Source organism: Streptomyces nojiriensis, from assembly GCF_017639205.1.
Classification (GTDB): Bacteria; Actinomycetota; Actinomycetes; order Streptomycetales; family Streptomycetaceae; genus Streptomyces; species Streptomyces nojiriensis.
The window spans coordinates 4,094,615-4,117,638 of sequence record NZ_CP071139.1; the positions used below are offsets into that span (position 1 = coordinate 4,094,615).

Consider the following 23,024-nt stretch of genomic DNA (forward strand, 5'->3'; position numbering starts at 1 on the left):
GTCAGCTCTGCGGGTGCTGTCCCAGCGCGATGTCCGTGTCCTTGCCGCCCCATCCTTCGGGGCTCCGCCAGATGACGTGGACTCCGAAGACGTCGCGGACGGTGTCCGCGGACCAGTCCTCGGCCGGGGGTTCGGAAAGGACCAGGTAGAGGCCGTCGGCCCGGGTGGGCAGGGTGTGGTTGATCTCCAGCAGGCGGGTGGCGCCCGAGCGGAGGTCCGCGTACGCCGAGCGGCCGGAGCCCAGCGCCTCGTAGAGGAAGAGCCCTCGAGCGGTGACGCAGCTGACGTCGACGAGGGGCGAGTCGGTCGGCTGGAGGTCGGCCCAGAGCAGGTCCGACTTCAGGGCGTGGCGGACCGCCTCGTGCTTCTTGCACGTCCGGTCGGCTTCGGCCGACGCTTCCAGCGCGCGCAGGAAGCCTTCCTTGGTCGTCGGAGCCGGCGCGGTCGTGTCTTCCGCGAGGATCATCTGCTCTACGTCCTTCTGCTCGGGCTGCGGTGGGGCGGGGGCGGCGGCTTCGGCGGTCGTGGTGTCGTCGGGGTCCTGTTCCGGGGTCGGTTCCGGGGCGGGTTCCGGTTCTACCGCCGCGGCGAGGCGGTCCTGGAGCACCCGGCGCGCCCCGGCCAGGGTGTCCGCCCAGCCCGAGGCCGTCAGGTGTTCCCGGAGTCGGCCGGCGTCCAGGCTGCCCTCCTTGAGCGCGCGGTTTGCGCTCGCGGCGAGGTCGCGCAGAACGCCCAGCCCGTCCCGGTCCGGAGCGCCGAACAGGTGGAGCACATCGACCCAGTCGGCCTGGTCCCGGCGAAGGACGCGGTTGGCCATCCCCTGCAGCTCGGAGAGCCTGCCGCGGGCGTCGGGAACGTCCCCGTCGTCCGCTGTCAGCTCGCGGAGCACGTCCAGCGCCGCGATGTAGCGGCCCGCCATCCTCGGCGAGACGGGCGACCGGCCCCGCTGGTCGGAGGTGAGGACCGTCTGGCCCGTCTCGTTGGCGAACACCCAGCAGTCCAGCTTCTCGCCCCGCCGCGGGGGAACGGATCCGTGGCGGACGGTGAGGACCAGGGGACGGTCGAAGCCGGGGGTGAGGGCCTTGACCTTGTAGCGGCCGCCCGGGGCCTGGTCCACGACCTCGACCCGCACGTCGGCCCCGATCCGGGGAAGCAGGGTCACGGCCGCCTCGGCTTCCGCCTCGCCCACCGCCGTGGCCGTGGCCTCGGGGGCCGGCGCTCCGGATCCGTCCCCGGCGCTCGTGAGTACGTCCGGCAGCGGGGCGGTGTGCAGGACGGTCAGGCTCTGGGTGCTGCGGGTCAGGGCCACGTACAGCTGTCGCAGGCCCGCGGGACCGCGGTCGGCGATGGTGGCGGGCTCGATGACCAGGACGTGGTCGTACTCCATGCCCTTGGCCTGGGTGGCGGCCAGGACGGACACGGCGGCACGGTGCCGGTCGCCGATGTCCCCGCCCTCGTCGACCCTGCGGCTGATCGCGTCGAGCCAGTCCGAGTCGTCGGGCACGATGACGGCCACCGAGCGGAGGGTGCTCCCGTCGCTGGTGCCCACGAGGCGCGCCACATGGGCGACGGTGTCGTCGAGGAGCTTCCACGGCTCGGTCGCCACCTTCCGTACGGCGTTCTCGCCCGCCTCGCGCACGGCCTGCGGGTAGGGCAGGGCCGGGGCGATCTCCCGGGCGAGCGGGGCGACGAACTCCATGATCTCGGCGGGCACGCGATAACTGGTGTTGAGCTCGGCCACCCGCCAGTCGCCGTGGTCGGAGAGGACCGTGCCGAGGCGGTCCCAGCTCGCCGGGACGTGGGGGCCCGTCGCCTGCGCGAGGTCGCCCAGGACGGTCATGGAGCCGCCCACGGCGCAGCGCCGCCGCAGGGCACGGGCCTGCATGGGCATGAGGTCCTGCGCCTCGTCGGCGACGATGTGCCCGTAGCGGCCCGGGGTCTCCCCGCTGATGAGGAGCCGGAGTTCTTCGAGGCAGACGCGGTCGTCGAGGGTCCAGGGATCGGCGTCGGCGCTGGCGGCGCGGGGCCGCAGCAGGGCCGCCTGCTCCCCCGCGTCGAGGATCCCGTCGGCGCAGGCGTGCAGGAGGTCGGGCGAGTCGTAGAGGGTGCGCAGGGCCTCCCGGGCGCCCGGGGACGGCCAGACGCGTTCGATGAGGCGCTCGACCCGGCGATTGCGCTCCAGGTCGCGGCGGATCGTACCGGCCTGCCCGCGCCGTGGGGCGATGTCGGAGAGCTCCGTCAGGAGACGGTCGACGAGCAGGCCGCGGAAGCGGTCGCGGCGCTCGCGGTAGGGGCTGTCGCCCTCGTGTGCCCGGTCGAGGAGGGCGAGGACCTCGGAGCGCGGTACGCGCAGGGTCGTGCTGCCGGCCGGGACGACGATCGCGGGCTCGTCGCCTTCGAAGGAGGGCGCGACGACGAGGTCGTCGAGCGCTTCGGGGCGGTAGTCGTTCTCCACGCGGCGGCGCAGGACGGCCGCCATGCGCTCGTCGGACTTCACCAGTCGCGCCTGCGGGGAGTCGGCGCCGAGTATCTCGCCGTCCCAGAGGCGGTTCAGCTGGACGGCGTTGACGTCCCGGGTGCCGAGGGTGGGCAGGACCTGGCCGACGTAGTCGAGGAACCGCTGGTGGGGGCCGATCACCAGGATGTCCTGGGCCTTGAAGTGGTCGTTGTTGACGAGCCAGGTCACGCGGTGGAGACCGACCGCGGACTTGCCGGTACCCGGGCCGCCCTGCACGACGAGTATGTCGGAGGGCGAGCCGGTGACCAGCTCCATCTGGTCGCGGCGGATCGTCTCGACGATGTCGCGCATGCGGCCGCTGCGCGACCGCTGGAGCTCGCGCAGCAGGAAGTCGTCCGGCTGGAGCGTCTTCAGGCGCTGCCTGCGGACGACGTCGGCGGGGGTCGGGGACGTCCGCGCCTCCGGAACGGTCGCGGGCGCGGTCGTGGGTACGGGAGGGGTCGCGGGAGCGGGTACCGGTGCCCGAGCTGCGGTCGCCGGCGCGGCGATGTCGTCGAAATAGCCCTCCACGATCCGCTGGACGCAGCGCAGTTGGCGCCGCAGCGTCACCTCACCGGGGCTCTCGGGCCGGGCGTCCAGCCACTTCCTCGCCAGGGGGCTGGTCCACTGCAGGACCACCGGCTCGTTCGAGGCGTCCCACACGACCCGCCGTCCGACGTACCAGGGGCGGGGTTCCCTGCCGGGCTCCTCCGGCGCGTCGACCCGGGCGAACACCAGGGCCTCGTCGCCGAGTCCGCCGTACGAGGCGGCGCGCGCCTCCGCGTCGATCCGGTTGGCGATCCCGTCCTTGCCGCTCGCCGAGGCCGTCGCCGCCGACGTTCCGCTCATCTCGGCCAGTCGCGCGGTGTAGCAGTCGTAGGCGTGGTCGACGGCGCGCTGCTCGACGGCGAGATCCTCGCTCCGCGTGGTGGTGCTCATGTGCGTCCTCCCTGCGGCGCCGAAGAGGCACCGCTACGGGCCTGCGCCCGTACCCCGCTGAAAGAACTATCAGAGAGTGGATGGTGACGAACACTCAGTACATGCGTTCTGGTTCCGGCCCTCAGTGCCAGTGCGCCGAGGGGGCGCGCAGCGCGAGCGCGGCGGCATAGCCCTCGGGGGCCGGCAGGTCGGCGAGGGACCAGTGCGGCGGGTGGACGGAGCCGGCGGCGGGCCCCGTCCCCAGGTAGGTGCGGTGACCGCCGTGCCCCAGGCCCGCTCCGGTGCCCTTGAGATGGGCCTCCTTGCGCGCCCACAGGCGGGCGAACGCCGCGGGGCGACCGGCCTCGGGGAGCGCGGCGAGTTCGGCGCTCTCGTCGGGGTGGAAGAAGTCCTCGCTCTGCGCCACCACCCGGGGCGCCGGCAGGGCCTCCACGTCCACCCCGACCGGTGTGGACGCGCAGGCCACGAAGACCGCGTCGCGGCTGTGCGACAGGGAGAAATGGGCGCGGCCGCCCACGAGGACCGGCCGCCCGTCAGGGCCGCCGCACTCGGGGCAGGCGTCGCGGGTCATCACCAGATCGCGCGGCGCGGTGTCGAGGAGGGCTCCCAGCAGCAGCCGCAGCGTCACGTGCGCGACCAGATAGGAGCCGCGGTCCTGGGGGCGGACGAACCGGTCGGCGCGCCGGCGCTCGGTGGCGTCGAGCACGCCGGGGGCCAGGCGCTCCGCGAACGGGGCCTGCGTCGCGGCGTCCACGAACCGCACCAGCGCCTCGCCGCGAGCGGGCAGCCGCTGCGCGCCGACCGGCCGGTCGAGCCGCAGCACGGCGGAGCTGAGCCCGGCGGGTGTGGTCATCCGGGAATCCTATCCAACGACCTTTTCCGTTCCGTGCGGTTCGGGACACGGGCGCCGAGGTGCCCCGGACTCACCGGACCGGATCGCGCCGCCGCCGGGCCGGCCAGGAAGTCCCGTTGAGCAGACCGCAGCCGATGCCGGCCAGATGCAGCGCAACAGGGGCAGGAGGCGAGGCCAAGCTGCCGGGCGGCAGCGCGTACGAGCCGCATCTCCACAGTCAAAGGCAGGGAGCCAGGCGAGCCAGGTACCGACCGCCAAGCCGTGCCGACTACCCGCCATTCATCCCCGCGCCTGATGGAGAACGATCTCCCGCACATCTGCCAGCCATTGACGCAGCCGCACACCCTTGGGCGGGAGAATGCCAAGCCCCAGCGTCATCGCCGACTCCTTGAGTGTTTTATCCGATTCGTTGAGGATCAGGAATTCCTGGATCTCACCCGCCAACTGTCGGAGGTCACTATCCGAAGCATCTGAAACATAGTCGTCCAAAGCCTCCCTGTGCGAGGAGTACTCCATCGAGAAATCTTGATGGAAGTACGATCCCAGCAGCTGCGAGAGATCAGGAAAACGTTCTTCCCATTCCCATGCGGTCCGAGGAGGCATCTGGGAGGGAGCCGCCGGCTCAGCGAGGAACTTCCGGAGGTGCCCGCCGATCACGGCAAGGCAGCCCTCCACCGTCTTCCCATGGGGAGGGTGGATGTGGGGCAGGAGGTCGACGTCATCCGCGATCTCTTCGTTGAACAGGCCGGTCTCGAGGAGATCGTCGATTTCGGCTGCCGCCTCGGCTGCGCGCGCGGGCTCGATCGCTGCTTGCCTGAGGTAGGCACTGAGCGCAGCTCCGCTACGGTCGTCCGTGTCATCGAAGACGTAGCCGGTCACTTCATAAGAGCGCAGCAGCTGGCGCAGCTCACGGAAACGATCGTTCGACGTTTTCACCTGTTCATGCCTTACTCTCGCGCTATGGAATGGGATATGAAGTGAGGACGCGGTAGCCGCAAGCAGCGGATGGATCGCGCTTCAGGACCACTCGCACTCCGTTCACCCATTGTGCGGCGGTTCCGCGTTTGAAATTCTCCCGGGTCAGACTCATCCCAGTCGCCTCGTCGAAGCGCGCAGAGAAGTTCATCTTCTTCCCCTTGGGATTAGCGAGCCATTCGCCGATCTCCTTCTGGCGTTTAAGCATCGCGGCATCGGTGAATCTCTGGGCGGAGGCTTCGTCTATATATCTGGATGCCGCTTCCATTTTGGGGTTGATTCTCAGACGCGCACGCAGGTCGCGTGTCGTCATCTTCACGTGCCGCTCAATGGTATGCGAGCCGTTCTTGCCTTCGTCCCCCGCTATATCCGCACGGTACTTGGGATTGATTGGCCCCTTGCGCTTGCTGCGAGGCCATGCGTTCGGCCCTCCGTCCCGAAGGAGCATGCCGAGATCGCCCGCCTCGACGGCGAGCCCGCTGGGCAGCGCGAACTCCGGGGTGTAGCCTGGCAGGCGGACACCTCCCAGGAGACTGGTCCATCCACCGCCCTCCCTCGCGAGCTGGAACGCCTTCCCTGCTCCGCCGAAGGCTCCGCCGGTAAGGCCTCCGTAGACTCCGGCATCCTGCGCCTCGTCGAGGTTGAAGCCGGTCTGCAGCCCCGCGGCTATCTTGAGCGGTTGCGCAACGGCGAGGTCGACGGTGACGGATTCGATGCCCGCGATGGCCGCGGTCGCAAAGACGGTGCCGGCGATCGTGGCGACCTCGGTCGTGAGGGCCACGCCCACCGTTGCAGCCAACTCGACAATGGTGGCGGTGGCCGCCGCCGCAGCGACCTCGGTGGCGCCGAGGGTGAAGAACGCCAGGGCCGTGCCGGCGACGATGACTGCGCCCGCGATCTCCAGTTCGCGGTCGAGCTTCTTCTTCGCGTCAGCCACGGCGTCGGCGTACTGGTCGATCCCGGCCGCCAAGGAACGAGGCCCGTCGACGAGGTCCTGGAGCCACCCCTTCTTGTCGTGGTAGTAGCGAGCCCAGAAGGGGTCGGCGAACGCCGAGATGGCCTCACCCGTGTTGTTGTGAATCAGCGTCTGAGCAGCTTTGTTGGCGGCCGCCGCGACGTCTTCCATGTCGTCGGCAAACGTCCGCCAGGCGTTCGCGATAGCACGCAACTTGCCGACGTCAGCGGCGGGCCACTCGATTCCGGTGACGTCGGTGACGATCTCCCGGACCTTGTCACCGGTACTCACCGCTGGTACCCCGGCCCGTCCGATCCCTCGTGGGGTGCGGGGGCAACCTTGCGGAACATGGCCCCGACCAGGGCATCGTTTTCTATGTGTCCGTCAGCCATGTCGGTCATCGCCGTGCAAATGCTCGCCAGACCCTCCTTGAGGATGTCCGCAGACTCCTCGATCCGGCTCGGCTCGGTGCAGGCGGAGCGGCGCTGCCAGTCGGTGAGCAGTCCGAGGTCGTGCACGTGGTAGGTCAGGACCATCGCGGACACGTTCCAGACGGCCTTGCCCTTGAGGATTCAGGAAGACGAACGGGGTCCTCCCGCGCCAGACGGCGAACGCGTCGACCTCCGCGCAGTCGGGCGGGTCCTGCGGACCCGAACCCCGGCCGGCGTCGAGCAGGAGGTCTGGGCGCTGGTGACCGCCTACCAGGCACTGCGGACCGCGATGACCGATGCCACCGACGGCGTCCCGCGCACCGACCCGGACCGGGCCGGCTTCACAGCCGCCCTCGCCGCCGCCCGTGACCAGCTCGTTCTCGCCGCGGGCGTCACCGCCGACACCGTCATCGACCTGGTCGGGGCCATCGGCCGCAGCGTGCCGGCCCAGCTCCTGCCGGAACGGCGGGTCCGCACCGAAGACCGCATCGTCAAACGAGCGATCTCCAAGTACAACGCACGTGGACCCGCCATCGACCGGACCACCTACAAGGCCACCATCAACACGTTCACAACAGACCCTTGACTCACCCAGCCCCGCCTTGGCTGAACGGTGTGGGTACTAGCAGCCTCTCCGCTGGCGCGGGCCAGGGCGTCGGTTCACTGCTGATGCGGACGGCTCGATCGCGTCGGCTGGAGCGCGTTGGCGAACACGTACTCGCCGACGTTGGTGCCGATCTCCCTCCCGTCCTCGGCGTCCCAGCGGAAGTGCACGCCCAGCCACATTCGGCTGAACTCGCCCTCCTCGGCGACCTGGCTGAAGCTGCTCATCCGGCGGAACCGCTCGAGGGTGTGCGGGTCCTCGGACTGCGCGGTGAACGAGGCGTCGTCACGGCCGAAGAAGTTCTGCATCGCGGCTGCCCAGGCACCGGTGAAGTTGGCGTGCCCGGAGGTCCAGGCGATGAAGCACGGGGTCCACGGCCTTCCCGCCCGGTCCGCGCTGAGGGGTTGCCAGTTCGCGTTCTCTCGGCCCAGCGCCTGGATCGCGGACACCGGACGCCATTCGTTGATCGGCCCGTCGAACTTGCTGTCCCAGGCCGCGATCCCGGCATCAGCCAGGGTTAGTGCCGACAGTGCGAACAAGCGGGTCGTGTCGTACGTGTCGAGCTTGAACTTCTTGGCGACCGTCCCGGTCAGCTGGAGCAGCTGCCCCGGGGGGTGGTAGGTGCCGTTCAGGTCGTGGTCCCAGAACCAGCCGATGACGGTCTGTTCGCGGGTGCGCTCGGTGGAGTCGACGGCACCCACGCGTCGCACCTCGTCGACCTGGCGCTCGTACTCCGGGCTGTTCACCATCGCGTCGTAGGAAGTGAAGCCGCGCAGGCTGGGAGGCCGGAACTGCGAACCGGAGCGGAGCACGAACGGCTTCACCCTGCCCCAGTTCGGGGTCACCGCGTCGCCAGGCTCCTGGCAGGCCCCTTCGTCAGCCGTCGCCTCTTCGCCCGTCGGCCGCCAGGCTCCGGGTGTGGTGGTGTCGCCGTCGTAGAGCTCCGGGTTGTCCGAACCGTCGTTCGCCCGGGCCTTGTTGATCTGCCTCACCACGCGGTCGACCACGAGGCGGTCGAGGGGGTCGCGGGCGTGGGGGGAGCGGCCGGTCCGGGCCTCGTACCGGGCTTCGATGAAGGCCCGGTCGCCCGGGTACAGCTCGGAGAGCATCCGGTACGCCGTGCGGTCGATCAGCCGCTCCTCTTCGTCCGCGCGCGGCTTCGACGAGTTGGTGGCGTACTTGAGCGGCCGGTTGAGGTACGGCTCGTACTTCATGGTTCCGTACGTGTTCTGGTAGGCGCTCTCGGCGTTGTAGATCGCCGCGAAGACCATGGCCCCGGATCGGGAGAGTTTGCCGGGCGAGGCGTCCCAGCCCCGCGCATTGCGGAACGTCTGTAGCAGGACCTTGTTCCAGTACTGCGTCGGATCGCCCTTGCGCTCCGGCCCGGCGGCGGCCTGCGGCGCAGCGGCCGCCACCGGACTCAGCCCGGCAAGCAGGGCACCGGCCACGACGACGGCCCGGAGCCGTCCCAGGCGCCTGCCGGCACGGGACTTCGAGCGCGGGGACGCGGACTTCGCGGCCGACTGACGGCCATGGTTGGGCGTGGGGGGCACAACATTCCTTTCGACGTCGCTGATCAACGATGAAAGAGTAATGTCGGAAATTTCAAGATTTGAGTGAACCGCGCCGCTATGGCGACGCTCTTGTGTTCATCGGTATGTACATGGAAATGCTCATCCGATCGCGGTCGCGATGGGCGGGCAGTGCACCAACCGGCCACGACGGCCGCAACTTTCCAAGCGCATGCCGTTGCCGCCGCTGGAAGACCTGTGCCGCCCGCTCAGGCCTTCGACCCCCCTCCCCACCGCGGACCAGCCGCACGCCTTGGCGAATCAACCCGGCGGAGGGCGTCGGCGCGGCTGCGCCCCCTCACCGGGCGGGGGAGGGGGCGCAGGCCCTGCTCGTTCATCAGGACGCGGGCGGAATGCTCTGCTCGTACTTGAAGACGTTGTGCGGGTCGTACTCCGCCTTGATCGTGCGCAGTCGGTCGAAGTTGGATCCCCAGTAGGCGGTCTCCCAGTCCTGCATGCCCACGTTCGGCACGTTGACGTAGGCGCCGTCCACGTAGGGGCGCAGGGCCAGGCTGAATTCGGCGATCCAGGCCTGGGCCTGCGGGGTGAGCGGGTCGCAGACGCCCGGCTCTTCGGAGCGGGTGCCCCAGCCGGCACCGGGCTCGGAGTAGAAGAGCGCGTCACGGTGCGGGAACGCGGTGCCGCCACGGGGGCTCTTCCTGACCGCCCCGCCGAACGCCTGCGCGAAGAAGTTGCTGTCGTCCGTGGGCGCGTCCTGCATGAACGAGACGATCACATCGATCGCCTTGCTCGGGAACGGCTTTCTGGTGAACTGGGAGTAGAACTTCCAGTTCGCGGGTTCGTCCGCGGTCGGGATCTGGAAGCCGGCATACACGTCGCCCCAGTTCCCCACCTGCACCGCCACTTGCGGGCTGTCGATCGACAGGAGCGGGTCCAGCAGCTTCTTCGCCTCCGCGGGTGTTCCTTCCGCGAGGACCCCGAACAGGAAGATCTGGTTCCGGTGGATTTCGAGCTGGGTGCCGAGGCGGTCGTCGAAGTACGGCGCAGTGCGCTGATAGGTGTCGAAGATCCTGCGCAGGTCGCCGATTCCGGTCCAAGTGGCCTGTACGTACGTGACGCTCTTCAGCGGGGCCACCCTGTAGGTGAGTGAGGTGACGATCCCGAAGTTGCCGTTGCCGGCTCCGCGCAGCGCCCAGAGCAGGTCCTGGTTGTTGTGCGGGTCGACCTTGACCACCTTGGCGCACTCGTCGCCTTCCGCAACCACGATCTCAGCACCGATCAGGCTGTCGCAGGCCATGCCGAGCCAGCGGGTGAGGAAGCCGAAACCGCCGCCGAGTGTCGCCCCTGACAGGCCCACGGTGCCTTCGGTCCCCGTCGTCACCGCGAAGTTCTGCTCCGCGAGCGTGGTCACCGCTTCCAGCTGGCTGAGTCCGGCGCCGACCGTCGCGATACGGGCGGCGCTGTCGATGTGGACCGACTTCAGCTCGCTGATGTCGATCACGAGACCGTTGTCGACGTTCGACCAGCCCTCAAGGCTGTGGCGGCCGCTCCGGACCCGTACCGCGACGTCGTTCTGCCGGGACCACGTCAGGGCGTTGACCACGTCCTGGGTGTTCTGGGCGAAGACGATGACCAGCGGGTAGTGGGAGAAGAGCTGGTCCCAGCCGAGGCGGGCTTCCGTGTACCCGGCGTTGTCGGGGCGGACGATGCGGCCGGTCAGCTTCGCCGGCGGGCACTTCGAGTGCTTGGGGGGTTCGTTCACGGCGCTCGCACCGTGGGCCTCCGCGGTCGTGACGCCTTGCGCGACGACCGCGCCGGCACCGGCGACCGCGGTCGCCTTGAGTAGTTTGCGACGGGAAAAATCATTCATAGTCCGTCTTTTTCCTCTCGGCCACCGGTAGGCACGAATAATTCCCTTACGGGCGATTTAGGTGAAGTGGACAGTAGCAAGGACGTCTGCCGTGGACTACGCCGACACACTCGCGATCTCGGCCGTAGGGCTGACGGCGTAGCTCCGCAGCGCGAACCCGATGTGCTTGGCTGGTGATACGGCTGCAATACCGGGCCGTGGATGGGCTGCAGTTCCTCCGGAACCCCCGAGGCAGGGCGAACCTCGCCGCGGCGGAGCTGATCTCCGACCGCTGCCCATGACGGCGAGCACCCTCATCAGTGCGGCCCTCATCGATGCCGTCACACTCGCGCCGCATCCCGAGTTCGCCCTTCCGGTGACCGATCACCTCGTGGGAGCGCAGGAGTTGGTCGCCGAGTTGGACTCCATCGGCCGGCCGGCCGATGCGTCGCGAAACAGGTACTGCGGCTCCGGACGTACCGGATCCACTGTCACCTGGGGCACGCCAGGAACTCCCACGAGCTGCTCCGACGAAAGCCGGTACGCCCCCTTCGCCACCCAGCTGCTCGCGCACACCTACGCCTGGGCGGCGAGCTCGTACTTCAGGAGCGAGTTCGGGAGCACGAGTACCAACAGTGCTCGGCACTACGAGCGACCACGAGCTGTGGTGCGACGACGGCCGCCTCGCCGAAAGCGTCCGCCTCGACGACGGCACACGCCTCTTCGAACCCGTCCCGATCATCACACTCGAGCACCGGGCCGGCAGCACCAAGAGCCGCTGGTACCACCGCCCGAGGATCCCCTGCCGGCACGGGGCACACGACTACCGCGTCCCCGTCGGCATCGCCACCACCGCCGAGGACCGCACCCTGCGCTGCATGGACAGCGGCCGGCCCTTGAAGAGCGACAGCGAGCGCGGCTTCCACCGCGCCGAGCACCCGACATCACCGAAACGCGCAGGTCACAGGGCCTGAGATGGACGTGGCCGAGCCGCACGCCAATCGAGGCGACCTCAGCCAGCCTGATCCGCTAGGCTGTCAGCGGTCAGTCGGCTACCAGGCGTGTGCCCGGGAAAGTGTCCGCGAGGACGCTGCCCGATCCGCGTACGCACGCAAGCTGACCAGGACGTTTGTCCGTCCGAGTCGGACGGCCCCAGCGGGGTTTCCGGCGAGGTTCGCGACAAGCCCCCGCCTTCGTAGCTCAGGGGATAGAGCACGGCTCTCCTAAAGCCGGTGTCGCAGGTTCGAATCCTGCCGAGGGCACGGACGGGGCCCCGCGGTCGATATCGATCGCGGGGCCTCTTCGCGTTGTGGTTACATGGCGCACGTGTCGCGTGACGCCGCCTACTGAGATGTGGGCCGGGCGGTGGTTGGGCAGGCACCTGTTGTTGAAGGACCGGGCCCATGGGCATGTACGCCACCGGCTACGGGTGATCTCCCTCGGTTGTTCCGCTGCCGTCGCACGCACGCACACACCGTGAGGAAGTCCACACTCCGTGTCATCGTTCAATCGCACCGTCATCGAAGAGTTCAGGGCGAACGCCGGCCAGGTCGGCGGGCCCTTCGAAGGTTCCGAGCTGATCCTGCTCACCACCACCGGCGCCAGGTCCGGGAAGCCGCACACCGTTCCGCTCGGGCTCGTCCGCGGGGACGGGGGCGGGGAGCTGTTCGTCGTCGCGTCCGCCGCCGGGGCCGACCGGCATCCCGCCTGGTATCACAATCTGCTCGCGCGGCCCCTTGTGGAGGTCGAGACCGGGACGCAGACGTACGAGGCCGTCGCCGTCCCCGCCCAAGGGGCGTGGCGGGAGGGGCTGTTCGCGCGGATCGTCCGCGCCGAGCCCGGGTACGGGGAGTACCAGGCGCGCACCCGGCGGGCGATCCCCGTCGTCGCGCTCCAGCGCACGCACGAGGTCCCGGCCCGGGAGGGCGGGATCGCCGGGAAGCTGCTCGACGTGCACGGCTGGCTGCGGCGGCAGCTGGCCCTCGTGCGGGACCTCGCGCGCGAGGAGCCGCAGGGCGCCGGGGCGGCCTCGCTCGGGCTGCAACTGCGCCAGCACTGCCTCGCGTTCTGCCATTCGCTGGAGTTCCACCACCGGAGCGAGGACGCCGGCCTCTTCCCGTACCTGGAGCAACAGCATCCGCACATGCGGGAGTTCTTCCTCCGGGTCGGCGCCGAGCACCGCGTCATCGCACGGCTCCAGGAGGAGCTGGTACGCGCCCTGGACGCGCCCGGCCCCGGGTTCAGCGAGCGGGTGGAACGGATGAGCCGGGAGCTGGAAGCTCATCTCGACGGCGAGGAAGCGCAGTTGCTCCCGGTCCTGCGGGCCCTGGAAGCGTGACGCGGGCCTCGGCGCCGCCCGCCTCCCGGTTGCGGAAGGTGAGGGTGGCGCCGAGGACCCGGGCCTGGGCGGCCGCGATGGTCAGGCCCAGCCCGTGGCCCTTGCTCGTGCCCTCCGTACGGAACCGCTGCGGTCCCGCGGTCAGCACGTACTCCGGATAGCCGGGGCCCGCGTCCGTCACGGTCAGGGTCCGCCCCTCGACCGTGAGCGTGACCGGGGCCGCGCCGTGGCTGTGCGCGTTGGCGACGAGGTTGCCCAGGATCCGCTCCAGGCGCCGCCGGTCCGTTTCCACCCGTTCCCCCCGCAGGGATCCGCGCGAGCCGCGTACCTCGTGCACCTCCAGGGCCGTGTCGGTGCCCGAGGCGCGGATCGCGCGCGCCGCCAGGTCGGCCAGGTCGTACGAGTCCAGCTCCAGGCGTTCGCCGCGCGTCTCCAGCCGGGAGATCTCCAGGAGGTCCTCGGTCAGCGAGCGCATCGCCCGCACCCGGTCCCGTACGAGCTCGGCCGGGCGGCCCGGCGGCAGGAGCTCGGCGGCCGCGTTCAGGCCGGTCAGCGGGGTGCGGAGCTCGTGGGCGACGTCCGCCGTGAACCGCTGTTCCGCTTCGAGCTTGCCCTGCAGCGACGAGGCCATGGTGTCCAGGGCCCGGGAGACCGCCGCCACCTCGTCCTTGCTGCCCGTCCTGTCGTCGACGCGCGCGTCGAGGTCGCCGGCGCTGATCCGGCGGGCCACCTGCGCGGTCAGGTGCAGCCGCCGGGTGATCCGGGTGACGACGAGCGCGCCGATGAGGAGGGTGCCCCCGATGGCGAGCGCCGAGGAGCCGAGGATGGCCCGGTCCAGTTCGGCGATGGTCCGCTCACTGGCGCGGAAGTCCACGGAGACGGCGATCACGCTGCCGTGGGCGGCGGGTCCGGCCGCCCACATCACGGGCCGGTTCCGGTACCTGCCCACGGCCGTGCCGCGCCTGCCGCCGACCGCCAGGGCGCGCAGCTCCGGCGGCAGGCCCGCCGGGTCGATGCCCTCGCCGCGCGGCATGCGCCCGCCGGTCTCGTAGGCCTCGATGGACCGTTCCAGCCGGGTCAGCGCCTTCTCGCGGGCCGCGCCCACGGTCTGGCGGGTCATGGCGCCGTGCACGAGGCAGCCCAGCAGTGCCGCGAGTCCGCAGCACATGAGGGTGATGAAGACCGTGGCCTTCCAGGTCAGGGTCGAGGTCCAGGCGGGCAGCCGCGGGCGCGGCCGCAGCCGCTCGTCGCGCTGCGTGTCGTTCATGGTCACGTCACGGTAATGCGCGAGCCCCGGAGGGTGAGCGGCGGTATTCGGCCGGATCGCACCGGCTCAGGCCGAATCGCGACGGATCACGACGGATCACGACGGATCACGACGGATCGCGACCGATCACGGCACCGGCCGCCGCGCCGGGCGCACGAAGCCCTTCCGGCCCGCGGCCGAAAGGGCTGTGCCATCACGGTCAGCTCAGTCCACTGCTGCGTTCGCCGATACGGTCGCCCTGCGGAGTGCCGGCCCGCTTGAGCGCGGCCTTCGTGTGCAGTCCGCCCTTGACCTTGCTCCGTACCGGACCACTGAAGCCGTGTCCCGGGGCGCGCGGCGGTTGCGCCTGCTCCTGCGCCTTCGCGATGGCCGCCCGGACATCCCGCTTCTGCTCTTTGTTCATCCCGTCGTCAACTCCTTCGGGAAGCACCCAATCGGACTACTGGGATCGTATGCACATATACGGACCAACGCACCCGGACCGATGTGTAAAGAATTCCGATCAAGAGCCCCGATCAGGGACGCGGCGGAGCGGGACGCTTCGGCTGGCCCAGCGTCTGGTGCACCAGGTCCTCCGGGCAGGGCGTCCCCCGCGGCAGCTGGTACTTCGCCGCCACCCGGTACTCCCCCGGCGCCGGTGCCAGCAGCTCCGTCCACACGTCCCCGGTCTCGTCCGGAGCGGCCTTGAAGAGGCATCCCGCCGTGTTCGCGTACTGCTTGCGCAGCGCGCCGCCCTCCCCGCTCCCGCCCCGCGCCTTCGAGGCGAAGGTCTCCTGCGGCGGCGGTACGGGCTTGCCCGCCGCGTCCACCAGCCCCAGCCACGGAGAGTGCGGGATCCGCACCAGCACCCGTCCGGGCTGCTTCACGTCGACGACCAGCTGGTCGGCGCTCGCCCGCACCACGGTCGCCGGTCCGGCCACCAGGTCGGTGGGCTCGTCGACCTTGAAGAGCTGCCAGTTCGCGTCGCCCCACACCTGCTGGAGGTACGGGAGCCCCTCGCGCACCAGCTTCGCCTCGTCCTCCCCGCCCGAGTCGGGCTTGTCGGCGGGCAGCACGACGTAGTGCACGGCCCAGCGCTCCAGCCAGCCCCGGTAGCTGTCGGCGGTGAGGCTGTCGTCGTAGAAGAGCGGGTTGCGCTCCAGGTCGGCCTGCCGGTTCCAGCCGCGCGCGAGGTTCACGTACGAGGGGAAGGCGGAGGACTCCCGGTGGCTGCTGGCCGGGACCACCTCGACCCGGCCGCGGTCGGCGCCCGCCTTCTGCAGCTGGTCGACGAGCGGGGCCAGCTCCCGGCTCCAGGCGGCCAGCGGGGTGGTGCGGACGATGTCGGTGACGCTGTTGGTGGTGATCCAGGCGTTGAGCCCGACGAAGGCCAGCAGGACCGCGTACCAGCGCCGCGAGCGCGGGAGCTCGTACGGGAGGGCCGCGAGCAGCGCGACCCCGCCGAACAGCATCACCAGGCGGGTGACGTTCGAGCCGACCTGGGAGTCGATCACCCAGGTGAGGAAGACGCCGAGGGCGTAGACGGCCGAGGCGATCCGGACGGTCTTCCACCGCCTCGGTACGAGGAACAGGATCAGCAGCCCGAACACGAACGGCAGCCCGGCCGAGCCGATCTTCATCGGCTGCGTCCCGGAGAACGGGAACAGCCACGCCGACAGCCCCACCACGGCCACCGGGGCCAGCCCCAGCGCGTACGCGCCCGGGCGGCGCCCGCTCAGGAACAGCGCGGCCGCGATCACTCCGAGGAAGAGCCCGGCGACGGGGCTGGCGGCGGTCGCGAGACCGGCCAGCGGGGCCGCCACCGCGGCCTTGGCCCAGCGCCGCTCCGCCCACTTGCGGGGCCAGCAGAAGACGGCGGCGACGGCGCCGAGCGCGAACATCACGCCGAGGCCGAAGGTGACACGGCCCGAGAGGGCGTTGCAGAGCAGCCCGTAGACCCCGGCCAGGGCGGGCCACAGGGGCTCGCGTACGGCCCCGCGGCAGCGGGTCAGGATCAGTGCGAGCAGCCCCGCCGAGACGGTGCCGGCGATCATCATCGTGGTCCGGACGCCGAGCATGTGCATGAGGTACGGCGAGACCACGCTGTACGAGACGGGGTGCATGCCGCCGTACCAGGCGAGGTTGTACGCCGAGTCGGGATGGCGGCCGACGAACTCGGCCCAGGCGTCCTGGGCGGCCAGGTCGCCGCCGCTGTTGGCGAAGCTGAAGAACCAGACGACGTGCAGCAGCCCGGCCAGGACGGTGGCGACGACCACCGGGTGGCGCCGGGCCCCGTCGAGAACGGCGGCGAGCGGGCCGCGGGGCGGCCGTATGCCTTCGGGCGTGGAACGTGCCGCAGAGGTGGCGGGCGCGGCGGGCGCGGACACCCCGGAAGCAGCGCCGTCGGCCGACGGGACCGCCTCCTGGCGCCGGCCCTGCTGCTCAGCGGTGGTCACTGCCGCACTCCCCAACCCATGAGTCCACGAACTTCCCTGGGGCCTAGACGCGGCCCGGCGCCCCGGGGTTGCCCGGGGCGCCGGAACCACGCTCTCACCGGATGTCAGCCGACGCGCGTCAGCTTGCTGCCGATGCTCGGCGCCGCGAGGTCGCTCTTCAGCGCCACCGGCACCTTCACCTGGCTCGCGCCCTCGCCGACGGTCAGCACACCGACCTCGGTCCCGGCCTTCGCCGTCTGCGGCATCTTCGCGCCGCCGTCCGCGAGCTTGACGTCGACGGTCAGCGAGGCCCAGCCGACCGCCTGCACGTCGGCGGTGGCCACGACGGGCGTCCGGCCGCCGAGACCGTCGTCGACGTAGCCCACGACCTCACCCTTCTTCACGACGGTCGCGCCGTCGAGTGCCTTCTGGGTGGCGACCATCAGCTCCTTGCTCGCGGCGAGCACGGTGTCGATGATCGCCGGCTTGTGCTGGCCGAGGACGGCTCCGACGATCAGCTGGTTGGTGTTGCCGACCTTCTTCTGCGCGGCGAAGAGGAGGTTTCCGCCCGCCTTCGTCGTCGTACCGGTCTTGATGCCGAGCGCGCCGCTGGGTCCGGTCAGGCCGTTCCAGTTCCGCCAGCTCTTGCCGGACGGGTCGACCCAGTTCGGCTTCTTGGTGATGTCGAGCAGCGTCTCGATCTCGACCAGCTTCAGGCCCAGCTTGACCTGGTCCTCGGCGGTGCTGACCGTGGTCGCGTCCAGACCCGAGGGGTCCGTGTACGTCGTGTTGGTCATGCCGAGTTCCTTGGCGGTGTCGTTCATCTTCTTGACGAACGCCTCCTGCGACCCGGAGTCCCAGCGCGCGAGCAGCCGCGCGATGTTGTTGGCCGACGGGATCATGAGTGCGGCGATCGCGTCGTACTCCGAGATCTTGTCGCCCTCCTTGACCGTGTCGAGGGTGGACTCGTTGTCGGTCGAGTTGTTCTTCTTGCCCTCGGTCTCGGCCGTCTTGTCGACGTCGATCATCTGGCCCTGGTCACCCTTCTTTATGGGGTGGTCGCGCAGGATGATGTACGCCGTCATCGACTTGGTGACGCTCGCGATCGGGACCGGCTTCTGCTCGCCGGACTGGCCGAGCGTGCCGAGGCCGGCGGCCGCCATGTACGCCTGCCCCTCGGTGGGCCACGGCAGCTGGGGCTTGGTGCCCTCGAAGGTGTACGAGGACTTCCCGTTCATGACGAGCTTCGGCTCGGGCAGCGGGCGCACCAGCTGCACGACGGCCAGGATGACCACCAGGAGCGCGACGAGCGGCGCGTAGATCTTGACCCGCCGGATGGCGGTGCGCATCGGGCTCGGCGGCGGGGGCGGGTTGTTCGTGAGGTCCGCGAGCATGTCGAGCGGCGGCTTGGGCGGCAGCGGCTGCTGCGTGGTCCGCTCGGAGTGGTCGAGCCGCGCGGCGGCGGGCGGAACCGGAACCTTCGGCCGCGGCCCGGACGTAGGCGTGGGCGTGGCCGGGGGCGCGATGCCCTCCGGGCGCAGCGGCACGAAGGTGCTGCCCTTGGGCTGCTCGGCCGCGGGCCTGGCGTCGGCGGGCTTGGGCTCGGCGGGCTTGGGCTCGGCGGGCTTGGCGGCGGGCGCGGCCGCGGTCGGCTTGGCGGCGAGCCTGGCCTCTGCCGGCTTGGCCAGGTTCGGCCTGGCGGCGGCGGGCTTGGCGGGGGCCGGCTTCGGGGCCTCCGGCTCGGCCGCGTCCACCTTCGGGACACGGAAGACGGCGGTGCGCTCGCTGTCCGCGGGCTCCTCGGCCTTCGGCTTCGCGGCGGCGGGCTTCGACCCAGCGGCCGGAGTCGAAGCGGAAGCCGGCTTCACGGCGCGGAACACCGCGGTGCGCTCGCTGTCCGCGGGCTCCTCGGCGACCGGCTTCACGGCCGCGGGCTTCGGCGGCTCCGCGGCGGGGGCCGAAACGGAATCGGTCTTGAAGGCGCGGAACACGGCGGTGCGCTCACTGTCCGCGGGTTCTTCGGCCTTCGGCGGCTCGGCCGCGGGCTTCGGCTTGGCGGGCTGGAAGGCACGGAAGACCGCGGTGCGCTCGCTGTCCGCGGGCTCCTCGGCCTTCGGCTTCGCGGCCGCGGGCTTCGGCTCAGCGGCCGGAGCCGGGGCAGCGGGCGCCGCGGAGGCACTGGAATCGGAATCGGAGTCCGGCGCTTCGGTACGGGCATCCGGCGTGCCGGACCCGACGGCGTCGGGCTCGTCCGCGTTCGCCTCGTCGTCCACCGAACCGGAATCTTCGGCTTCGCCCGTTGCGGCGTCACCGGCGGCATCGTCGTCGGCATTGGCGTCGTCGGCATCGCCGGCGTTGGCGACCCATGCCGCCACCGCATCCCGCAGCGGGTCCCGCTCACCGGCTCCGGCCGCGGACCCGGACTCGGCTCCGGACTCGGCTCCGGACTCGGCTCCGGACTCGGCTCCGGACTCGGCTCCGGACTCGGCTCCGGACTCGGCTCCGGACTCGGCATCGACATCGGCATCGACATCGGCATCGGCCTGGACGTCGACGCCGGCACCGCCGCCGGTCTCGCCGGCACGGGCGGCCGCGCCGCTCTCGGGATCGCGCGGCCGGAACACGGACAGCCTCGGATCACGCTCCGCGGACGACTCCGCCGCCCCCGGCGCTCCTTCATCTACCGACTTGTCGGGGGACTCGCCCGCCACCGTTCCTCCTCCATCGCCGCCACGTCCGGCTGTCCGAATGTCTAACAGTGTCCCGTCTCGGGAGCATCGCCCCCGTGCTAGACGAGAACGACATAGCTGCGGGTTCCCCCACAAAGCGGCCACGCGCTCTCGACAGATGAATGTGAGAGGCGTCACCCTGTCACTCATCCACGCGGGGAGGCATGGATGGGCAGGAGCCGCAGAACAATTCCGGAGGAGCTTCTGCTGCTCGCCTTGGACCCGGCCACGGGTACCACGGCGCAGCCGCAGTCGCTCGACCTCGGCCTGGCCGGGGCACAGCTAGTGGAGCTGGCTCTGGCAGGACGGATAGCCCCTGATGGGGATCGTATCGCCGTGGTGATGCCACGGCCGACAGGAGATCCGACTCTGGACTCCGCACTGGAACTGCTGCGCAGGCGCGGCAGCCCGGTACGGGCCGTCCACTGGATCGGCGGACCCCGACTGGGGCTCCGTCAGATTTACCTCGCCCATCTGGAGCGCTGCGGCATGGTCCATGCCGTCGCGGGACAGATGTGCGGTGTGCTTCCGACGACTCGCTACCAGGCGACGGACACGGAGATCAGCCGGGAGATCCGAGCCCGGCTCGACAGTGCGATCCGCACCGGCGTACCGCCGGACCCGCGGACCGCGGCGCTCGCCGCACTGGCCCACGCGGTCGGACTCGGCAAGCACCTGTACCCCGGCAACGAGGGGCGGTCGTCCAGGTCCCGGCTGCGGGACCTGATCCGGCACGACCCGATGGGCGGACTCGTGGCGCATGCCGTGATGGACGTCCAGAACGGTGTGGCCGCACAGCCACGCCGTGACCGCGCACCCGCACCGCCGGCCCGGGCCACGGCGAGCAGCGTTCCGCTGCAGCCGCGCCGGACGGGCGCGATGGCCCGCGCGGCCGTGCACTGATCCACCCCGTTCCACGCGATCCACCCCGTTCCACCCGATCCACCCTTGTTCCACCCCCGATCCACCCGATCACCCGTTCCACCCGCTTCATCGCACCACCATCGCAACGCCACCGCCCTGACCGACGTCCGCGAGGACCAGGTCGGTTCGGGAGCCGCCAGCGCGCGGGGTGGCGGGGCCGGTTCGCCGACCCCGCCACCCCGCGCGTCTGTGTTTCCGGGCCGTTCCCCAGCGGCGCCGCCCGCTTCGGTGGCAGTCTGCTCAAGACCAGATACGCAGAGAGACAGCTGCAACGACAGAAGAAGGCGGAGGTGCCGTTCACGTGGCGTCCAATGTCAATCCCACCGTCCGACGCCGCCGACTGGGCATGGAGTTGCGCAAGCTCCGCGAGGACAAGGGCATGACGGCCGAACAGGTCGCCGAGCGTCTGCTCGTCTCCCAGTCGAAGATCAGCCGACTGGAGAACGGCCGCCGCTCCATCAGTCAGCGCGACGTCCGCGACCTGTGCGACGTCTACGAGGTGGAGGACCGCCGCCTCATCGACTCGCTCATGCAGATGGCCAAGGATTCCCGCCAGCAGGGCTGGTGGCACGCCTTCGGCGACATCCCGTACAGCGTCTACATCGGCCTGGAGACGGATGCCGCCAGCCTGCGCACGTACGAGCCCCTGGTGATCCCGGGGCTGCTCCAGACGACGGAGTACGCCCAGTCCCTCGTCCGCGGCGCGTGGCCGGAGACCGCCCCCGCCGACGTCGACAAGCGCGTCCAGGTCCGGATGCACCGCCAGAAGCGGCTCTCCGAGACGGAGAACAACAATCCGGACCTCGGTCCGCTGCGCCTGTGGGCGGTGATCGACGAGGCGGCGCTGCGCCGGCGCGTGGGCGACGCCCAGTTGATGATCCGGCAGCTCGAATACTTGATAGAGCAGTCGGAGCAGCCGCACGTCACGGTGCAGGTCATGCCGTTCGAGCTGGGCGCGCACCCCGGCGTGAACGGGCAGTACGCGATCCTGGAGTTCCCGGACGCGTCCGACTCGACCGTCGTCTACATCGAGGGCGTCACGAGCGACCTGTACCTGGAGAAGGCCAACGACGTCCAGAAGTACAGCGTGATGTACGAACACCTGCGCGCGCAGGCGCTCAATGTCGACCAGACCCGCGAGTTCATCTCGGGGATCATCAACCAATACGCCGACAAGGGCTAGTAGGGGCGGGATACACCCGATATCCACCGTGCGTGTGGCAAGCGGGTCGGTACGGTACACCGTCACTCCCCAGCCACAGAAGGCTTGAATGGAATATGCCACCCGGTCGGGTGAATGGTCACTTCACCCGTCAGGAGCTGCCGGTAGCGTCGATCAGGTCAGCCGGAAGATTGGCCGACAGGACACCGGAACCACCGGAACTACTCGCTCACCGGAGAGAAACATGGCTATTCGTCAGGGCGCCACGACCAACTGGATCAAGTCCTCCTACTCCGCCAACGGCGCCTGCGTCGAGGTCAAGTCCCCTGTCATGGAGGCCATCGCCGTCCGCGACTCGAAGGTGCAGGACGGACCGTCCCTCACCTTCGCGCCCAACTCCTGGACCTCGTTCGTCGCCGATGTCACCGAGGGCCGGCTGGGACGCCTCGCCTGAACATCACGGCGCGTCCCAACCGCCTTCGCCGTCCCTACGGTTCGGCCCCCGCGTCCGGCATCAGCGGGCCCGACATCGGCACCACCCGCATCACCTGCACCATCCGCACCACCCGCACCACTGACTTGAGCCCTCTCGACCGACCCGCCGTCTTGGCCGAGGGGGCTCGGCCATGCCCGGGGGGCGACGGCCCGCTCAGCGGAGCTGATCCACGTAGCGGTCGGTCCCCGGCACCGTCGGGATGAACGGCGCCACCAGCTCCACCCGCCCCAGCCCCGCCTCCGCGACCTCCGCGTCCAGCCCTCGGAAGCGATCCCAGCAGGTCCGGGGGTCCTCCTGGAGGAACCACAACAGCGTGAGGCGGGTGTCGACCCCCTCCACCTGCTTGACGTACGTCATCCGGTCACCCGGCAGCGGGGTCGGGCGGAAGACCGTCACCATCGCGGCCGGACCGCCGTGCAGCCGCTTCGGCAGGGCGCGCGAACGCAGCCACTCCAGCAACTCGGCCCGCTGCCCCGGCCCGTCGGTGTCGATGACCTGGACGACGAGGCCCTCGTACGGGTGGTCCAGGGCGTGGAAGTCCCGCGGGCCGGCGGCGCCGTCGCGGTAGACGGTGGCCGCGTGGTCCTGGAAGGACGTGAAGACGTGGGTGCGGTCCTGGTAGACCCGGCCGTCGCGGTTCAGGCGCTTGTTGATGCCGACGGTCCACTTCATGTGCTCGTCGTAGCGGCCCTGGGTGACCCAGTACGTCGATATGTAGCAGCCGGCTGTGACGGGCTGGGCGACGGCCGACTTCTCGGGGTAGCGCAGCTCCTGCAGTTCGCGGGTGGCCACCCAGCGGCGGCCCGCGTACATCCAGGGCATGGCCATGGCGCCGGCGTAGTAGTGGTCGTCCTCGTACCAGCGGTTGTACGCGTACTCGTGGCCCGGGTGCGGTTCCACCATGGTGATCAGGGCATGGCCGGGGCGGACGCCGTAGGGGCCGACGGCCGCGAGCTCGGCGTAGTCCTCGACGCGGGTGTCCTGCTGCGGATCCTGCTCTCCTGTCGTCATGGGACCGGTCTATCTGATGCAGCATCAGATAGGGAGGGGTCGGGGGCT

Annotated in this window: 18 protein-coding genes and 1 tRNA gene; 7 read left to right on the top strand and 12 right to left on the bottom strand. The window is 70.4% G+C overall.

Annotated features, from left to right (window positions below; all coding sequences use genetic code 11):
- Window position 1: 1 nt before the first annotated feature.
- From JYK04_RS18945 to JYK04_RS18965, 5 genes are all read right to left on the bottom strand, one after another.
- Complete coding sequence (locus JYK04_RS18945) at window positions 2-3,436, bottom strand: HelD family protein (protein ID WP_189735321.1); 3,435 nt, start codon at window positions 3,434-3,436, stop codon at window positions 2-4.
- A gap of 121 nt (window positions 3,437-3,557) precedes the next feature.
- Window positions 3,558-4,289 (bottom strand): 4'-phosphopantetheinyl transferase family protein, encoded by a 732-nt coding sequence (locus tag JYK04_RS18950; RefSeq protein ID WP_189735319.1) that lies wholly within the window; start codon window positions 4,287-4,289, stop codon window positions 3,558-3,560.
- A 279-nt stretch (window positions 4,290-4,568) separates the two neighbouring features.
- Window positions 4,569-5,225: a contact-dependent growth inhibition system immunity protein gene (locus JYK04_RS18955; RefSeq protein ID WP_189735317.1), complete on the bottom strand. Its 657-nt coding sequence runs from the start codon at window positions 5,223-5,225 to the stop codon at window positions 4,569-4,571.
- Window positions 5,226-5,247: 22 nt separating this feature from the next.
- Window positions 5,248-6,510, bottom strand: coding sequence for an RNase A-like domain-containing protein (locus tag JYK04_RS18960; protein WP_189735315.1), 1,263 nt, complete (start codon window positions 6,508-6,510; stop codon window positions 5,248-5,250).
- Window positions 6,507-6,764, bottom strand: a complete 258-nt coding sequence (locus JYK04_RS18965) for a hypothetical protein (protein WP_189735313.1) — start codon at window positions 6,762-6,764, stop codon at window positions 6,507-6,509. The genes JYK04_RS18960 and JYK04_RS18965 overlap by 4 nt, the downstream gene beginning before the upstream one ends.
- Before the next feature lie 19 nt (window positions 6,765-6,783).
- On the opposite strand from JYK04_RS18965, the gene JYK04_RS18970 reads away from it, so the two are divergent.
- Window positions 6,784-7,236, top strand: coding sequence for a hypothetical protein (locus JYK04_RS18970; RefSeq protein ID WP_189735311.1), 453 nt, complete (start codon window positions 6,784-6,786; stop codon window positions 7,234-7,236).
- 74 nt (window positions 7,237-7,310) lie between these two features.
- On the opposite strand, the gene JYK04_RS18975 is transcribed toward JYK04_RS18970, so the two are convergent.
- Entirely contained in the window at window positions 7,311-8,807 is a 1,497-nt protein-coding gene (locus JYK04_RS18975) for a vanadium-dependent haloperoxidase (RefSeq protein WP_189735309.1), read from the bottom strand.
- A 355-nt stretch (window positions 8,808-9,162) separates the two neighbouring features.
- Window positions 9,163-10,656, bottom strand: coding sequence for an FAD-binding oxidoreductase (locus JYK04_RS18980; RefSeq protein WP_189735307.1), 1,494 nt, complete (start codon window positions 10,654-10,656; stop codon window positions 9,163-9,165).
- Between the two features lie 614 nt (window positions 10,657-11,270).
- On the opposite strand from JYK04_RS18980, the gene JYK04_RS18985 reads away from it, so the two are divergent.
- The 3 genes from JYK04_RS18985 (at window position 11,271) to JYK04_RS18995 (ending at window position 12,973) form a co-directional block, all read left to right on the top strand.
- Window positions 11,271-11,609 carry a hypothetical protein gene (locus JYK04_RS18985; protein ID WP_189735306.1) on the top strand — a complete coding sequence of 113 codons (339 nt, stop codon included), beginning with the start codon at window positions 11,271-11,273 and terminating at the stop codon, window positions 11,607-11,609.
- Between the two features lie 215 nt (window positions 11,610-11,824).
- Window positions 11,825-11,897: transfer RNA gene (locus JYK04_RS18990), tRNA-Arg, on the top strand.
- Between the two features lie 233 nt (window positions 11,898-12,130).
- Entirely contained in the window at window positions 12,131-12,973 is an 843-nt protein-coding gene (locus JYK04_RS18995; RefSeq protein WP_189735305.1) for a nitroreductase/quinone reductase family protein, read from the top strand.
- Here JYK04_RS18995 and JYK04_RS19000 read toward each other — a convergent pair.
- The 4 genes from JYK04_RS19000 to JYK04_RS41900 form a co-directional block, all read right to left on the bottom strand.
- Complete coding sequence (locus tag JYK04_RS19000; protein ID WP_189735304.1) at window positions 12,876-14,240, bottom strand: ATP-binding protein; 1,365 nt, start codon at window positions 14,238-14,240, stop codon at window positions 12,876-12,878. The genes JYK04_RS18995 and JYK04_RS19000 overlap by 98 nt on opposite strands.
- A 199-nt stretch (window positions 14,241-14,439) precedes the next feature.
- Window positions 14,440-14,643: a hypothetical protein gene (locus JYK04_RS19005; RefSeq protein WP_202506911.1), complete on the bottom strand. Its 204-nt coding sequence runs from the start codon at window positions 14,641-14,643 to the stop codon at window positions 14,440-14,442.
- A gap of 112 nt (window positions 14,644-14,755) precedes the next feature.
- Window positions 14,756-16,675: an MFS transporter gene (locus tag JYK04_RS19010; RefSeq protein ID WP_373297383.1), complete on the bottom strand. Its 1,920-nt coding sequence runs from the start codon at window positions 16,673-16,675 to the stop codon at window positions 14,756-14,758.
- A gap of 104 nt (window positions 16,676-16,779) precedes the next feature.
- Complete coding sequence (locus tag JYK04_RS41900; RefSeq protein WP_268254138.1) at window positions 16,780-19,365, bottom strand: D-alanyl-D-alanine carboxypeptidase family protein; 2,586 nt, start codon at window positions 19,363-19,365, stop codon at window positions 16,780-16,782.
- 186 nt (window positions 19,366-19,551) lie between these two features.
- Between JYK04_RS41900 and JYK04_RS19025 the strand changes: the two genes are divergently transcribed.
- From JYK04_RS19025 to JYK04_RS19035, 3 genes are all read left to right on the top strand, one after another.
- Window positions 19,552-20,286: a GOLPH3/VPS74 family protein gene (locus JYK04_RS19025; protein WP_030010144.1), complete on the top strand. Its 735-nt coding sequence runs from the start codon at window positions 19,552-19,554 to the stop codon at window positions 20,284-20,286.
- Between the two features lie 322 nt (window positions 20,287-20,608).
- The gene (locus JYK04_RS19030; RefSeq protein WP_189735303.1) at window positions 20,609-21,490 is read left to right on the top strand and encodes a helix-turn-helix domain-containing protein; all 882 of its coding nucleotides are present in this window, start codon (window positions 20,609-20,611) and stop codon (window positions 21,488-21,490) included.
- A gap of 223 nt (window positions 21,491-21,713) precedes the next feature.
- Entirely contained in the window at window positions 21,714-21,923 is a 210-nt protein-coding gene (locus JYK04_RS19035) for a DUF397 domain-containing protein (RefSeq protein ID WP_189735302.1), read from the top strand.
- A gap of 195 nt (window positions 21,924-22,118) precedes the next feature.
- Here JYK04_RS19035 and JYK04_RS19040 read toward each other — a convergent pair whose 3' ends face one another.
- A complete protein-coding gene (locus tag JYK04_RS19040) occupies window positions 22,119-22,976 on the bottom strand; it encodes a hypothetical protein (RefSeq protein ID WP_189735300.1) in 858 nt (285 codons plus the stop codon).
- Window positions 22,977-23,024: the final 48 nt, after the last annotated feature.

What these genes read in the sequence shown, in the direction of transcription:
- JYK04_RS19040 (WP_189735300.1), bottom strand. Translation starts at nt 22,976, where the DNA reads ATGACGACAGGAGAGCAGGATCCGCAGCAGGACACCCGCGTCGAGGAC.
- JYK04_RS18950 (WP_189735319.1), bottom strand. Translation starts at nt 4,289, where the DNA reads ATGACCACACCCGCCGGGCTCAGCTCCGCCGTGCTGCGGCTCGACCGG.
- JYK04_RS19035 (WP_189735302.1), top strand. Translation starts at nt 21,714, where the DNA reads ATGGCTATTCGTCAGGGCGCCACGACCAACTGGATCAAGTCCTCCTAC.
- JYK04_RS19025 (WP_030010144.1), top strand. Translation starts at nt 19,552, where the DNA reads ATGGGCAGGAGCCGCAGAACAATTCCGGAGGAGCTTCTGCTGCTCGCC.
- JYK04_RS19000 (WP_189735304.1), bottom strand. Translation starts at nt 14,240, where the DNA reads ATGAACGACACGCAGCGCGACGAGCGGCTGCGGCCGCGCCCGCGGCTG.
- JYK04_RS19005 (WP_202506911.1), bottom strand. Translation starts at nt 14,643, where the DNA reads ATGAACAAAGAGCAGAAGCGGGATGTCCGGGCGGCCATCGCGAAGGCG.
- JYK04_RS18945 (WP_189735321.1), bottom strand. Translation starts at nt 3,436, where the DNA reads ATGAGCACCACCACGCGGAGCGAGGATCTCGCCGTCGAGCAGCGCGCC.
- JYK04_RS18980 (WP_189735307.1), bottom strand. Translation starts at nt 10,656, where the DNA reads ATGAATGATTTTTCCCGTCGCAAACTACTCAAGGCGACCGCGGTCGCC.